Source organism: Pseudomonas sp. SH10-3B (assembly GCF_019891415.1).
Classification (GTDB): Bacteria; Pseudomonadota; Gammaproteobacteria; order Pseudomonadales; family Pseudomonadaceae; genus Aquipseudomonas.
The window spans coordinates 1-13,935 of sequence record NZ_JAFLXD010000078.1; the positions used below are offsets into that span (position 1 = coordinate 1).

Genomic DNA, 13,935 nt, shown 5'->3' on the forward strand with positions numbered 1-13,935 from the left:
ATCGGGGGCAAGCCCCCTCCCACATTGATTACCTAAAGGCTTGAAAACCGCTTACTTGGCAGTGAACGCCGAGTAGCTGTTCATCAGGTTGCGGTAGTTGGGGATGCGCGGCGACAGCAGGTTGGCCAGGCCTTCCATGTCGTTGCGCCAGTCCACTTGCAGCTCACAGGCCACGGCGAACCAGTTCACCAGTTGCGCACCGGCGGCGGTCATACGGGCCCAGGCGGCTTGTTGCACGGTTTCGTTGAAGGTGCCGGAGGCGTCGGTGACCACGAACACCTCGAAGCCTTCGTCGAGGGCGCAGAGGGTCGGGAACGCTACGCACACGTCCGTCACCACGCCGGCAATGATGATCTGCTTACGACCGGTAGCCTTGACCGCCTTGACGAAATCTTCGTTGTCCCAGGCGTTGATCTGGCCAGGGCGGGCGATGTACGGCGCGTCCGGGAACAGTGCCTTGAGCTCTGGCACCAGTGGGCCGTTAGGACCGCCTTCAAAACTGGTGGTCAGGATGGTCGGCAGGTTGAAGAACTTCGCCACATCGGCCAGGGCCAGCACGTTGTTCTTGAATTCGTTGGGGGAGAAATCCTGCACCAGGGAGATCAGGCCGGTCTGGTGATCCACCAACAGCACCACCGCGTCATCTTTGTTCAAGCGCTTGTAAGTCATGGGATAACTCCTTTGTGGGTTTAGGTATCAGAACGCAAAGCACGAGCAGCCAAACGCTCCCCAGAAGCCCTGGAAGTCGCTGACCGGCACTTTGGAAAGGCGCGCCTTTTCGTGGCTGTGGGAATGCACGCCGCACGGGCCGCTGCATTGGTGTACTTGAGCTTGCAACGGCGAACCGGGGCGCCAGTGCCCCGGCACCTTGACCACCGGCGACCAGTCCGGCAGCACCGGCACGCGAGGCGGTGCGTAGTCTTCAAAGTCGCCGGCGCCGTAGACCACCTTGCCGCCCACGACAGTGAGCACCGATTCGATCCACTTGATGGCTTCTTCATCGACGCTGAAAAAGTCCGCCGACAGCGCCGCCACGTCTGCCAATTGGCCGACCTTGATCTGGCCTTTCTTGCCCTGCTCGGACGAGAACCAGGCGCTGCCATGGGTGAACAGTTCCAGCGCGGTCAGGCGCGGCAGGCCTTCGGCGTGCAGCTCCAGGCCACCGACGGTGCGGCCGCTGACCATCCAGTACAGCGAGGTCCACGGGTTGTAACTCGACACCCGCGTGGCATCGGTGCCCGCCCCTACCGGCACCCCTTCGGCGAGCATGCGCTTGATCGGTGGTGTGGCTTCGGCGGCCTTGGCGCCGTAGCGCTCGACGAAGTATTCGCCCTGGAACGCCATGCGGTCCTGGATCGCAATACCACCCCCGAGGGCGCGCACCCGCTCGATATTCTTCGGCGTGATGGTTTCGGCATGGTCGAAGAACCACGGCAAGCCATTGAACGGAATGTCGCGGTTGACCTTCTCGAACACGTCGAGCATGCGCGAGATCGATTCGTCATAGGTGGCATGCAGGCGGAACGGCCAGCGCTGTTCCACCAGGTGGCGCACCACCGGTTCCAACTCCTGCTCCATGGTCAGCGGCAGGTCGGGACGGGGTTCGAGGAAGTCTTCGAAGTCGGCGGCCGAGAACACCAGCATCTCGCCGGCGCCGTTGTGACGCAGGTAGTCATCGCCCTGGTGCAGGGTGACGCTGCCGGTCCAGTTCTTGAAGTCGCTGAGTTCTTCCTTGGGCTTCTGGGTGAACAGGTTGTAGGCGATGCGCACCGTCAACTGTTCATCCTTGGCCAGTTGTTCGATCACCGCGTAGTCATCGGGGTAGTTCTGGAAACCACCGCCGGCATCGATGGCGCTGGTCAGGCCGAGGCGATTGAGTTCGCGCATGAACTGGCGCGTCGAGTTGACCTGATATTCCAGCGGCAGTTTCGGGCCTTTGGCCAAGGTCGAGTAGAGGATCATCGCGTTGGGTCGCGCCACCAGCATGCCGGTGGGGTTGCCGTTGCTGTCGCGCACGATCTCGCCACCCGGCGGGTTCGGCGTGTCCTTGGTGTAGCCGGCCACGCGCAGGGCGGCGCGGTTGAGCAAGGCACGGTCATACAGGTGCAGCACAAACACCGGGGTGTCCGGCGCGGCCTGGTTGAGCTCTTCCAGGGTCGGCATGCGTTTTTCGGCGAACTGGAATTCGTTCCAGCCACCGACCACCCGCACCCATTGCGGCGTCGGGGTACGGTCGGCCTGCTCCTTGAGCATGCGCAGGGCATCGGCCAGGGACGGCACGCCTTCCCAGCGCAGTTCGAGGTTGTAGTTCAGCCCGCCACGGATCAGGTGCAGGTGCGAGTCGTTGAGGCCGGGGATCACCGTGCGGCCCTTGAGGTCGATGACCTGGGTGCCGCTGCCACGCAGGGCCATGGCCTCGCCATCGGTGCCAACGGCGACAAAGCGCCCTTCGCGGATGGCGACGGCGGTTGCCCGTGGGTTTTCACGGTCCACGGTGTGGAACTGGCCATTGAACAGAATCAGATCGGCGTTCATAGGGTTTCCTTTACAGAGGCTTCAAGCCAGGGAGCGAACAGGCGGGTGGCCGCCGGCATCAACAGGTAGACCACCAGCAGGACGATGGTCACGGTGACCAGGAAGGTGGCGACCACGTAGTTGGACAGGAACGGGTGCAGACGCAGGATCGGGCCCCACACGATCGGCACCAGCAGGGTCAGCGGCAGGATCACGCACAAGGTCACCACCGCCTGCTTCCAGCGCGGCGGCTTGACGGCGTTTTCGCTGTCGGGGCTGAACCAGAATTCATTGACCGCACCGATCTCGGTCTTGTCGCCGTCGGCCAGCATGGGCGCGGCTTCGGTGATGAGGGTTTTGCGCTCGGGGGATTCGAGCCAGGTTTCCAGATCATCGGTGGAGCGGTAGCGCAGGACACAGGTGAACAGCGCCAGGTTGTTCTGTTTGCTGCGCACCACGTCGACACCGAGGTGGCCGGGACGCTCGCCGGCAATGCGCACGATGCGACGCAACCAGGCTTCGTAGTTGGCTTCCTGACCGGGTTTGATCAGGTGTTTGACCACCAGGGTGACGACTTCGTCGCGCCCGGTCTGCGGTGCTGGGTCCATGGTGTGCCCCTCTGCCTTGAAATTTCAGCGATGAGGGGAGTGTGCCGGGGATGGGGGTGGGAAAATTGCATGTACGTGCTGTTTAAGGGGGATCGCTGCCAGGGGGTCACCAACCTTGTTTGAGCATGCGCAACTCCAGGTGCTGCAACAACATGATGGTCTTGCCGTCTGCGATCTCGCCGCTCTGCACCATGGCCAACGCCTGCTCGAAGCCCAGCTCCAGCACCTCGATGTCCTCGCCCTCCTCTTCCAGGCCACCGCCACTGCCGATCCGGTCTCCCGGCTGGTACTCGCCGAGGAAAAAGTGAATCCGCTCGGTGACCGACCCAGGGCTCATAAACGCCGCATAGATCTTCTCCACATGCCCGACGCGATAACCCGTCTCTTCCTCCGCCTCCAGGCGAATGCGCTCTTCGGGGCTGGCGTTGTCCAGCAACCCCGCCGCCGCTTCAATCAGGTAACCGGGGTAGTCATTGACGAAGGTGGGCATGCGGAACTGACGAATCAGCAACACCGTGCGTTGCTCGCGGTTGTACAGCAGGATGGTCGCGCCGTTGCCGCGGTCATACACCTCGCGGGTCTGGGCTTGCCAACTGCCGTCGCGGCGACGCAGGTCGAAGCTGTATTTTTTCAGCAGGTACCAGTTGTCCGAGAGGGTTTCTTCGGCGGTGATGCGAACGGGGCTGTTGTCCATGGTCAGGCTCTTTGTTCCAAGGAGTAATCGGGGTTCACGCTTGTTTGATGCGAGGCCACGCGGCGGCGACTTCTTCAGCACTGCCGGCGTGGATCCGCGCCAGGTTGCGCGGGTAATCCACACCAGGATTCTCAGTGAAACGCGTTGCGGTGAATTGACCGTTGCTGGCCCGCAGGATGTAGCCGGTGTCCTCGCACAGCGTGGAGGCGAGAAACAATACTCCCGGTGTCACCCAATCCGGCTTGAGCTCGTCGGGTTCCTCGGTCACGCCCCACATGCGCGTCTTGGCCACCGGCGAGATCGCATTGACCCGGATGCCAGCTTCGGCACCCTCATGGCTCAGCGCGTTCATGATCCCCAATTGCGCCATCTTGCCAGCGCTGTAGGCCACCAGGCCGGTCTGCTCGTATTGTGCGTACATGGCGCGGTCGGACGTGGTGAGGATAATGCGTGGCGCGGTTGAGCGCAGCAGGTGCGGCCACGCGTGTTTGCACAACCAAAGTGGCGCGTAGAGGTTGATGTCCATGGCCCGCTGCAGGAACGCGGCATCCAGGTCCTGGATGTTCTGGTAACCCACCCAACCGGCGTTGTGAATCAGGATATCGAGTTGACCGAATGCCTCGATGGCGTACGCAACCAGTTGCTGGCAACCCTCGTTGGTGGACAAGTCGCCGCCATGTCCGACCACTGCGAGCCCTTCGGCCTGCAAGGCCTCCGCCGCCGCCTGTACTACCGAGGCATCGTTGCCGGCACCGGCCTTATCGGCGCCGATATCGCTGATCACCACCCGGGCACCGCCCAGGGCCAGTGCTCGTGCATAACTGAGTCCCAACCCGCGCGCACCGCCGGTGACGATGGCGGTTTTACCTGTGAAATCCATGTGCTTGTTCTCCTGTTCGGCCGCCTACCCTAACAACCTGTGCACGGGTTGTTCAATGCTGTAACACTTTGCAAGCAATCACCCTGGACAGCCGTCGAATTTATACCTGCCTGTGTAGGCCATCTGGTAAAACCACAGCTTCACCTTTGCCCTGGAATCTTCATGCCCTCTCGTTTTCTCTCGCGCCTGAGCCTGCGCTGGTTTCCCTTGCTGTGCATGGCGCTGTTGATCATTGGCCTGCCGGTGGGTTGCAGCGTGCTGCAGCACAAGGAGCGCGAGCTGGTATTTCGTATCGAGCCGGGCACTGCCGGTTGGTACAGCGGCTTGCCCAAGGCGGTGCAGGAATTCGAACTCAAGCCCGCCAGTTTCAAGTCGGGGCAGAACATTCATGGCTGGTGGTACCCGGCAGCCAACAAGGACGCGCCGGCGATCCTCTACCTGCACGGCGTACGCTGGAACCTCACCGGCCAGCTGTTTCGCATCGAGCAATTGCATGCACTCGGGTTCTCGGTGCTGGCCATCGACTATCGCGGTTTCGGCCAGAGCCACGGTGAACTGCCGTCGGAGACCACCGTGTACGAAGATGCGCGCGTCGCCTGGGAACGCTTCCAGGTACTGCAACCGGACCCTGGCAAACGCCTGATCTATGGACACTCACTCGGCGGCGCGGTGGCCATCGACCTGGCCGCCGAACTGGGCAAGCAAACGCCGCTGCCGGTACGCGGCCTGGTGATCGAGTCGACATTTACATCCCTGGCGGACGTCGCCACGGCGGTGGCCAACACGTCATTACCGGTACGCTGGCTGCTGTCGCAGAAGTTCGACTCCATCGACAAGATCGCCGACATCCATATGCCGCTGCTGGTAGTGCATGGCCTGGACGACCGCTACGTACCGCCGCGTTTCAGCGAGCAACTGTTTGAAGCCGCCCAGGAACCCAAGCGACTGTTGCTGGTGCCGGGTGCCAGCCACAACAACAGCATGAGCCGGGCCGGTCGCAGCTATCGCCAGGCACTGGATAACCTGATGCAAGCGAAGATGCCGGCCCAGGTTGTGACCCACGCCACAGGTCGCAACAACGAGTCATAAATGTGCTTTTCGGCACTGGGTTCGCGCTTGGCTGTCAAGCGCAAACCCTGCCCATACTGGCCCTCGCCGGCAGTTGATCAAATATTAACCTTTGGTTAAATCGCCAACCCTGCCGGGCGTTCGCAAAGTTATCCACAGAGATACCCACGGTTTTCGTGGACAACTCTTTTTATTTTTTTACGATTTTTTTGCTGCATAAACGCTTTCGGGGAAGGTACCCGGCAGCAAAATCTCGCGATTCACATCGCGTATATCGTTATAGCCACACAGTGCCATCGTGACGTCCAGCTCACGGGCGATGATGTCGAGTGCCTTGGTCACACCGGCCTCGCCCATCGCGCCCAAACCGTACAAATGCGGGCGGCCGATCATGGTGCCCTTGGCGCCGAGTGCCATGGCCTTGAGCACGTCCTGGCCGGAACGAATCCCGCCATCCAGCCATACCTCGATACGCTCGCCCACCGCTTCGACAATCGCCGGTAATTGGCTGATGCTCGACGGTGCGCCGTCCAACTGGCGGCCACCGTGGTTGCTCACCACCAGTGCATCGGCACCGGAATTGGCGGCCAGGCGCGCGTCTTCTACATCGAGAATGCCCTTGATGATCAGCTTGCCGCCCCAGCACTTCTTGATCCATTCCACATCGTCCCAACTCAGGCGCGGGTCGAATTGCTGGGCGGTCCACGACGACAGAGAACTCATGTCCGCCACACCCTTCACATGCCCGACGATATTGCCGAAACCGCGCCGTTGGGTGCCGAGCATGCCCATCACCCAGCGCGGCTTGGTGGCCATGTTGAGGATATTCGCCAGGGTCAGCTTGGGCGGTGCCGACAGGCCGTTGATCAGATCCTTGTGGCGCTGCCCGAGGATCTGCAGGTCCAGGGTCAGCACCAGCGCATCCACGCCGGCAGCCTTGGCGCGCTCGATCAATCGCTCGACAAACCCACGATCGCGCATCACATACAGCTGGAACCAGAATGGCTTGCCGACGTGTTCGGCAATGTCTTCGAGGGAACAGATACTCATGGTCGACAAGGTATAGCGCAGGCCGAACGCGGCGGCGGCACGGGCGGTGAGGATCTCGCCATCGGCATGCTGCATGCCGGCCAGGCCCGTCGGTGCGAGGGCCACCGGCATGGCCATGTCCTGGCCGATCATGCTGGTACGGATCGAACGTTCATCGATATTGCGCGCCACACGCTGGCGGAATTTGATCCGGGCAAAATCGCTTTCATTGGCCCGGTAGGTGCTCTCAGTCCAGGACCCGGAATCGGCGTAGTCGTAGAACATCCGTGGGACACGTTTTTGCGCCAGCTTGCGTAAATCTTCGATGGTTGTAATCAACGACATCTAGGTCACCTCTCCCTGAACTGAGCACAGAGAGTAACCGTCCCACGGGTGGGCAACCAGCCATTGCGTTTATATCGACTGCGGACTAATCTCGCACAAACCCGCAAAAAAGCGCACAACCATGCACAACACTCATCACGCCATCGACCTGCCTTCGCTGCGCAAACAGAAGATCCTGTTGCTGCTGGAACGCGACGGCAAAGTCACTGCCTCGGAACTGGTGGACCACTTCGCGGTGTCCCAGGACACCATCCGCCGCGACCTCGGTGAACTCGCCGCCGCCGGCCTGTTGCAGCGCGTGCACGGTGGCGCCCTGCCCCGGCCCAAGGACACCGGCAAGGACTTCTTCACCCGTGTCGGCGAGACCAATGAAGCCAAGCGTCAACTTGCCCAACTCGCCGCCGACCAGGTGCAGGACGGCCAGATCGTGCTGTTCGATTCCGGCTCCACCACGTTGCAGATCGCCCAGTCATTGCCACGTTCGATCCGCCTGACCGTTGTCACGCCGTCACCGATGATCGCCATCGCCCTGGCGGACCATCCCGACGTAAAAGTGATTCTCGCCGGCGGCCAACTCAACCCGGCCACCTTGTCTACCAGCGGCCAGGAAAGCGTGCGCCTGATCCAGAGTATCAAGGCCGACCTGCTGTTTACCGGGGTCTGCGCACTGCACCCGCAAGTGGGCATCAGCTCGCTGCATTTTGACGAGGTCGCGGTCAAACAGGCCCTGCTCGACAGCGCCTCCCATGTGGTAGCGGTGACCCTGGCGGACAAGCTGGGAGCGGTGGAGCCGTTTGTGGTGGCGCCATGCAACCGTATTCACACGTTGATCACGGAGTGGCATGTGCCGAGTGTGGAGGCGTATGAGCAGTTAGGGTTGGAGGTGTTGCGGGTGGATACCGAGTAGCAGCAGCGGTGTGGCTGGCAGGCTTGTTGTGGCGAGCGGGCTTGCCCCGCGTTGGGCTGCGAAGCGGCCCTAAAACCAGCCACCGCGTTTAGGCAGGATAGTGGCGGTGGGCTTATTGGGGGGCGCTACGCGCCCCAACGCGGGGCAAGCCCGCTCGCCACAAAAGCCCGCTTGCCGCACTTTGGCACTCAGTGACCCAGCTTGCGCTCGGTCTCGGCAGCCTGCTCGCAGAGGCCGGTGAATTTGGATAGTTCAAGGAAATTGCCCGCGCCAACCGCCGGCGAAATAAGCGCAAATTAATTTAAACCTTTGCCGCCCGGACTCGATCCACTCTCCCATATCGCTTCTTTAATCCACCCCTCAGGAGACACTCGATCATGAGTTCACACCTTAACGGCAAGAAGATTTTGATCATCACCTCCAACACCGGCATCGAGCGCGACGAACTGCTCAAGCCCCTGGATGCCTTGCGCGGCTACGGCGCTACGGTGACCCACGCTTCGAGCAAAGGCGGCACTACCCAGACCTTTGTCGGCGACACCGAGAAGGACAAAACCGTGGAATCCGACGTGCAACTGTCGGACGTCGTGAGCAGCGACTTTGACGCCCTGGTCATCCCCGGCGGTACCGTCAATGCCGATACACTGCGCCAGGATGCTGCCGCGCTGCGCCTGATCAAGGACTTCGCCGACGCGGGTAAAACCATCGCGGCGATCTGTCACGGCCCATGGACCTTGATCGACGCCGGCGTGATCAAGGGCAAGACCCTGACCTCCTATAAGAGCGTGCGCATCGACCTGGAAAACGCCGGCGCCGCTGGATGGGTGGATGCCGAGGTCAAGCAGTGCCAGGCCAATGGCTGGACGTTGATCACCTCGCGCACACCGGATGATTTGCCAGCGTTCAATGAGGCGATTGCCAAGGCTGTCGCCGGTTGAACGGCCACGGTTGAATGTAAACAGGCGCCTCTCGGCGCCTGTTTTCCTTTCCCCAAACCACTCAGCTTTTACGCTGCTGCGGCATCTCACGTTTGGGCCCGAACATCGCCCAGGCAATCAAGCCAAACAACGGCACAAAAATCAGGATCACCAACCACAACCCCTTGCTCTCCCAACCACCGGTGCTGCGCAGGACGATATTGATCGCCCACAACTCCAGCAACAGCAAAATCACCGCCAAGCCGATCCAGATATATTGAATTTCCATGCTTCACCTCCTAGGTCGTATGGGTTAGGTCAAGCATCGGGCACGAGGGTTCATTTAAATTTTCTTGCGTTGTGGAATGCAACGCGCCGCACGGCCAACCATGCAACCTGCACGACGGGCACTGCCTCCCGCCTTCTGTAGCCCATTGAAATAAAACACGAATTTAAAAAAGCTCAAGTTGGTACAACTGATGCACCACAGCAGTGGACGAGGCGTGCATATCGACACGCCCTGAAATTCCCGTGAGGTGTCACCCATGAATGCCATTGACCTGCTCAAAGCCGACCACGAACGCGTGAAGGCCCTGCTCACTCAACTGAGTGAGTCCACCGAACGCGGGGTTAAGAAGCGCACCGAGTTGCTGGCCAAGCTGGAAGCGGAAATCAGCCTGCACACCAAGCTGGAAGAAGAAATCCTCTACCCGGCGTTCAGAAAAGCCGGCGGCAAGGAACAGGACATCATGTACCACGAGGCCAAGGAAGAGCATCGCACCGTCGACTCCCTGGTACTGCCCGACCTGAAGCAAACCGAACCTTCGACCACCGAGTTTTCCGGCCGCGTCAAAGTAGTCAAGGAATTGCTCGAGCACCATATCGAAGAAGAGGAAACCGAGATGTTCCCGCAGGCTAAAAAGCTGCTGGGCAAGGCGCTGCTTGAAGAGTTGGGCGCTGAAATGGAAGCCATGAAAGCGGCGCATAAAAAGTTGCAGTCGAGCAAGCCCATGGCGGCTTGATCGAGGCATGACCAGAGCCTGGAATCCATCCAGGCTCTTGATACATCCACACGATAGGGGATAGCGTCATGAAGACCAGATCGTCCCAACGGATTGTGCTTATCGTCGGCCTGTCAGCCCTGCTCTCGGGCCCCGCCCTCGCCGCCTTTGGCGATAACCCGGAACCTGCCTCCAACGCCTTGAGTGGCGACAGCGCCGCCGGTTCCGCCCTGCCACCGGGGACCTACCCCAGCAGCCCCTCGGACAGCGACAAAAAAACCAAGGACACCGCCAAACCGCCGAGCAAACCCGCCAGGCCGGCTGACACCCATAAAGACGGCAAGGAAAAACCCCGCTCAGGCAGCTGACGGCTCATCCGCAACCGGCGGCTCGGGCGCAAGCCCCCAGTCGCCATGTTCGTACCAGTCATCCCCGATCATTTCGGCCGGGTGCATGGTGCGGTCGGCGCCATTGCCGCAGGCCAGGTCGGTGGCAGCGCAGTAGCGATCACAGCCCCAGCAGATGCGCTCGGGGTGCTTGGGGTGCAGCGGAAAAGGCTTGGCCATGATGGGCTCCCTGGCGACGAACACTCCCTGCAACCTACCCCCATAAAGCCTGTGCAACCTTGACCGGCATCAAGCCTGGACAAGATGAAATATCCTCGAAACTTGACAGGAATCATTATTATTTACTGCTGACCTTCCTAGACTCGGGTTCTCTCCCCTCACCCGTCAGGAAGCCTCCATGCGTAGCCCTTCTTTGTTGTCCCTTGCCCTGCTGCTGAGTACCTCCGTGGCAGTTGCCAAGGAGTACCCGATCGGTGAACCGCAACACTGCCCCGGCCTGGAAATCGGCGCGGTGTACCTGCAACCGATCGAGATGGCACCCGCCGGCATGATGCGCGCCACGGCCGATTCCGATGTGCACCTGGAGGCCGACGTACGCGCCACGGCGGACAATGCCCAAGGGTTTCAGGAAGGCAGTTTCGTGCCCTACCTCAACCTGTCTTTCACCCTGAAGAAACAAGGCAGCGACACCCCCATCAGCGGCGACTTCCACGCCATGGTCGCCAACGACGGGCCGCACTATGGCGATAACGTCAAGCTGCAAGGCCCAGGCAAATACACCCTCACCTTCAGCGTATTACCGCCCACCGGCCACCACTCCCTGGGCCGTCATACCGACAAGGAAACCGGGGTCGCCCCGTGGTTCGAACGCTGCGAGGTGCACTACGAATTCGTCTACGCCGGCATCGGCAAAAAAGGCGGTTATTGATGCGCCGCGCCCTGTTGCTGGGCGGCCTGCTGCTAAGCGGCGCGGCAGTGGCGGCACCGTTGCCCACCTATGAGCTGAGCCTGCAGGACGGCCATTTCGACCCGCCACAACTGGTGGTCAAGGCCGATGAGCGTTTCAAGATCGTGCTCAAGAACATCGGCCAAGGCCCGGCCGAATTCGAAAGCACACCGTTGCGGGTCGAAAAGGTGTTGTCTGCGGGAGTGACCACCTTTGTGGTGATCCACCCGCTCAAGCCGGGGTTGTACCCGTTCTTCGACGAGTTCAACCCACAGTTGCCAGAAGGCAGCATCCTCGCCGAATAGGAGCCGTTGATGAATCAATCGATGTTTATTGTCTGGCGTGAAAGCGTCGAGGCCCTGCTGGTGATCGGCATTCTGCAGGCCTGGATCAGCCGCCAGGCCGGCCATGCGCAACTGGCCCGCTTCCTCTGGGCCGGGGTGCTGCTGGGGTTGCTGTGTTCGGCCGGGCTGGCCGGTTTGATGCTCTGGGCCGGTGACACCATGACCGGTCCACAGGGCGAGTGGCTGCAAGCGGCGCTGACCCTGTTGGCCAGCGGCTTGATGGTGCAGATGGTGTTCTGGATGCACCGCAACGCGGCCACGCTCAAACACACCCTGGTACGCGAGGCCGACGAGCGACTGGCGCGCCAGGGCGGCTGGGGCGTGCTGTTACTGGCGCTGCTGGCGGTGAGCCGCGAAGGCAGTGAAACCGTGGTGTTTTTGTATGGCGCCGGGGCGCGCCTGCACGATGAGGCGCAAGGCCCGTTCGCCGTCGGCGGCCTGCTCGGCCTGGCACTGGCGGGGCTCACCGTCCTGGTGTTGCGCGGCAGTCGGCGCTTTATCTCCTGGTCACGGTTTTTCGCCCTCAGCGAGGCACTGTTGTTGCTGCTCGGTGGGGCCTTGCTGGTCGCGGCCGTGGACCGTATCAGTGGGCAACTGCTGGGCCTGGACATGCCCGAGTGGGCCTACGCCGCAGTCGGTGACAGCCGCTGGGACAGCAGCGCACTGCTCAGTGACAGCCACGGCCTGGGCGCGCTGCTGGCCGACTTTGCCGGCTACCGAGCGGCGCCTAGCCTTATCACCGTGTTGGTACTGCTCGGCTACTGGCTCTGGGTGGGCAACGGCCTGCGTCGCGCCCGGCACGCGGCATGAGCTGGTTGCAGCAACTGGGCGATGGGATGCGCCGCCATGGGCGGTTGATCCGTGCCGCGCAATGGGCGGTGGTGCTGGTCTACGCCGTGTTGCTGGTGCTGCCCGCCGTGCTGCCGTTGCCCGATAGCCAGGCGCGCGTGGTGAACAACCTGACGCTGCTCGCGCAATTTATCTTCTGGGGGATCTGGTGGCCGTTCGTGTTGCTGTCGATGGTGCTGTTCGGGCGCCTGTGGTGCGGCGTGCTGTGCCCGGAGGGTTCGCTGAGCGAATGGGCCAGCCAGCACGGGCGCGGCCTGGGCATACCGCGCTGGCTGCGTTGGGGCGGCTGGCCGACCCTGGGCTTTTGCCTCACCACGCTCTACGGCCAGTTGATCAGCGTGTACGACTACGCCCAGGCAGCATTGCTGATCCTCGGCGGCTCGACGTTGGCGGCGGTGCTGGTCGGCCTGCTGTTCGTGCGCGGCAAGCGCGTGTGGTGCCGTTACCTGTGCCCGGTCAGCGGCGTGTTCGCCCTGCTCGCCCGCCTGGCGCCGCTGCATTTCGCCGTGGATGAACAACGCTGGAAAGCCAACAATGCCCCGCGCCTGCCGCTGCCCAACTGCGCGCCCCTCCTGGACATCCGCCGCCTGCAAGGCGCCAGCGACTGCCACGCCTGCGGCCGTTGCAGCGGGCAACGCGGCGCAGTGCAACTGATCGCCCGCTCGTGCAATCAAGAGATTCTCCAGGCGCCGCGACAACCCGGCTCGCCGTGGGATGCGCGCCTGCTGCTGTTTGGCGTGATCGGATTGGCCATGGGCGCATTCCAATGGACCGTCAGCCCGTGGTTTATCGCGCTGAAACAGACACTCGCCGAATGGCTGGTGAGCCGCGACTGGCTATGGCTGCTGCAAGACAACGCGCCGTGGTGGCTGCTCACGCACTACCCGCAACTCAACGACAGCTTCAGCTGGCTCGATGGCCTGTGCATCGTGCTGTACCTGGGTGGCAGCGCACTGCTGATCGGCGGTGGCTGCTGGCTGCTGCTGCGCCTGGCCGCACGCGCGGCGGGCGATCGCGCACTGTTTCGGCCCCTGGCGCTGACACTCACGCCCCTGGGTGGTGCAGGGCTGTTCCTGGGGCTGTCGGCGACGACGGTGAAGTTGTTGCGCTATGAAGGGTTGGCATTGGCATGGGTCCAACCGGCGCGCGCACTGATGCTGAGCGCCGCGATTGGCTGGTGCTTGTGGTTGGGTTGGCGGCAGCTCAAGGGGCTTGGAACCCGACCGCGCTGCCTGGGATGGTTGTGCGTACTGCTGAGTAATGGGCTGGTGGGGTGTGGCTGGTGGTTGCAGTTCTGGGGGTGGGCTGGCTGATGCACACTGATGCAAATGTGGGAGGGGCTTGCCCCCGATGGCCATAGATATCTACACAATTTCAGAGACTGGCGAGTTCCCCTGTGGCGAGCGGGCTTGTCCCGCGTTGGGCTGCGAAGCAGCCCCAAAACCAGCCTCCACAGAGTGTCTGATGCACTGCGTTCTTCCTTACT

Annotated in this window: 17 protein-coding genes; 9 read left to right on the forward strand and 8 right to left on the reverse strand. The window is 61.9% G+C overall.

Annotated elements, in window-relative coordinates:
* Window positions 1-51: 51 nt before the first annotated feature.
* The 5 genes from ycaC to J1G35_RS29415 form a co-directional block, all read right to left on the reverse strand.
* Entirely contained in the window at window positions 52-669 is a 618-nt protein-coding gene (ycaC, locus tag J1G35_RS29395; RefSeq protein ID WP_027607149.1) for an isochorismate family cysteine hydrolase YcaC, read from the reverse strand.
* A 27-nt stretch (window positions 670-696) separates the two neighbouring features.
* Window positions 697-2,535: an amidohydrolase gene (locus tag J1G35_RS29400; RefSeq protein ID WP_223016742.1), complete on the reverse strand. Its 1,839-nt coding sequence runs from the start codon at window positions 2,533-2,535 to the stop codon at window positions 697-699.
* Complete coding sequence (locus J1G35_RS29405; protein WP_053130301.1) at window positions 2,532-3,122, reverse strand: antibiotic biosynthesis monooxygenase; 591 nt, start codon at window positions 3,120-3,122, stop codon at window positions 2,532-2,534. Before J1G35_RS29405 ends, J1G35_RS29400 begins: the two co-directional genes overlap by 4 nt.
* A 106-nt stretch (window positions 3,123-3,228) precedes the next feature.
* The gene (locus J1G35_RS29410) at window positions 3,229-3,816 is read right to left on the reverse strand and encodes an NUDIX domain-containing protein (protein WP_223016743.1); all 588 of its coding nucleotides are present in this window, start codon (window positions 3,814-3,816) and stop codon (window positions 3,229-3,231) included.
* Window positions 3,817-3,850: 34 nt separating this feature from the next.
* Window positions 3,851-4,696, reverse strand: coding sequence for an SDR family oxidoreductase (locus tag J1G35_RS29415; RefSeq protein WP_053130294.1), 846 nt, complete (start codon window positions 4,694-4,696; stop codon window positions 3,851-3,853).
* 162 nt (window positions 4,697-4,858) lie between these two features.
* On the opposite strand from J1G35_RS29415, the gene J1G35_RS29420 reads away from it, so the two are divergent.
* Window positions 4,859-5,785 (forward strand): alpha/beta hydrolase, encoded by a 927-nt coding sequence (locus J1G35_RS29420; RefSeq protein WP_223016744.1) that lies wholly within the window; start codon window positions 4,859-4,861, stop codon window positions 5,783-5,785.
* A 177-nt stretch (window positions 5,786-5,962) separates the two neighbouring features.
* Here the strand turns inward: J1G35_RS29420 and J1G35_RS29425 are convergent, their stop codons facing one another.
* Complete coding sequence (locus tag J1G35_RS29425) at window positions 5,963-7,138, reverse strand: alpha-hydroxy acid oxidase (RefSeq protein ID WP_223016745.1); 1,176 nt, start codon at window positions 7,136-7,138, stop codon at window positions 5,963-5,965.
* Between the two features lie 121 nt (window positions 7,139-7,259).
* Here J1G35_RS29425 and J1G35_RS29430 point away from each other — a divergent pair, with 121 nt between their 5' ends.
* Both J1G35_RS29430 and J1G35_RS29435 read left to right on the forward strand, forming a co-directional pair.
* Window positions 7,260-8,045, forward strand: a complete 786-nt coding sequence (locus J1G35_RS29430) for a DeoR/GlpR family DNA-binding transcription regulator (protein ID WP_053130286.1) — start codon at window positions 7,260-7,262, stop codon at window positions 8,043-8,045.
* Window positions 8,046-8,422: 377 nt separating this feature from the next.
* On the forward strand, window positions 8,423-8,983 hold the full coding sequence (locus J1G35_RS29435) for a type 1 glutamine amidotransferase domain-containing protein (RefSeq protein WP_223016746.1): 561 nt from the start codon (window positions 8,423-8,425) through the stop codon (window positions 8,981-8,983).
* A 61-nt stretch (window positions 8,984-9,044) separates the two neighbouring features.
* Here J1G35_RS29435 and J1G35_RS29440 read toward each other — a convergent pair whose 3' ends face one another.
* The gene (locus J1G35_RS29440; RefSeq protein ID WP_053130280.1) at window positions 9,045-9,251 is read right to left on the reverse strand and encodes a PLDc N-terminal domain-containing protein; all 207 of its coding nucleotides are present in this window, start codon (window positions 9,249-9,251) and stop codon (window positions 9,045-9,047) included.
* A gap of 256 nt (window positions 9,252-9,507) precedes the next feature.
* Here J1G35_RS29440 and J1G35_RS29445 point away from each other — a divergent pair, with 256 nt between their 5' ends.
* Complete coding sequence (locus J1G35_RS29445) at window positions 9,508-9,984, forward strand: hemerythrin domain-containing protein (protein WP_053130277.1); 477 nt, start codon at window positions 9,508-9,510, stop codon at window positions 9,982-9,984.
* A gap of 68 nt (window positions 9,985-10,052) precedes the next feature.
* The gene (locus J1G35_RS29450; protein WP_223016747.1) at window positions 10,053-10,331 is read left to right on the forward strand and encodes a hypothetical protein; all 279 of its coding nucleotides are present in this window, start codon (window positions 10,053-10,055) and stop codon (window positions 10,329-10,331) included.
* Here J1G35_RS29450 and J1G35_RS29455 read toward each other — a convergent pair.
* Window positions 10,320-10,529 (reverse strand): DUF3079 domain-containing protein, encoded by a 210-nt coding sequence (locus tag J1G35_RS29455; RefSeq protein ID WP_053130271.1) that lies wholly within the window; start codon window positions 10,527-10,529, stop codon window positions 10,320-10,322. The two genes, J1G35_RS29450 and J1G35_RS29455, sit on opposite strands and share 12 nt — an antisense overlap.
* A gap of 178 nt (window positions 10,530-10,707) precedes the next feature.
* Between J1G35_RS29455 and J1G35_RS29460 the strand changes: the two genes are divergently transcribed.
* From J1G35_RS29460 to J1G35_RS29475, 4 genes are read left to right on the forward strand one after another with little or no spacing between them, the layout of a single operon-like run.
* The gene (locus J1G35_RS29460) at window positions 10,708-11,238 is read left to right on the forward strand and encodes an iron transporter (RefSeq protein ID WP_053130268.1); all 531 of its coding nucleotides are present in this window, start codon (window positions 10,708-10,710) and stop codon (window positions 11,236-11,238) included.
* Window positions 11,238-11,561 (forward strand): cupredoxin domain-containing protein, encoded by a 324-nt coding sequence (locus J1G35_RS29465; RefSeq protein WP_065948150.1) that lies wholly within the window; start codon window positions 11,238-11,240, stop codon window positions 11,559-11,561. The genes J1G35_RS29460 and J1G35_RS29465 overlap by 1 nt, the downstream gene beginning before the upstream one ends.
* A gap of 9 nt (window positions 11,562-11,570) precedes the next feature.
* On the forward strand, window positions 11,571-12,410 hold the full coding sequence (locus tag J1G35_RS29470) for an FTR1 family protein (protein WP_223016748.1): 840 nt from the start codon (window positions 11,571-11,573) through the stop codon (window positions 12,408-12,410).
* Entirely contained in the window at window positions 12,407-13,762 is a 1,356-nt protein-coding gene (locus tag J1G35_RS29475; protein ID WP_223016749.1) for a 4Fe-4S binding protein, read from the forward strand. The genes J1G35_RS29470 and J1G35_RS29475 overlap by 4 nt, the downstream gene beginning before the upstream one ends.
* Window positions 13,763-13,935 lie beyond the last annotated feature (173 nt).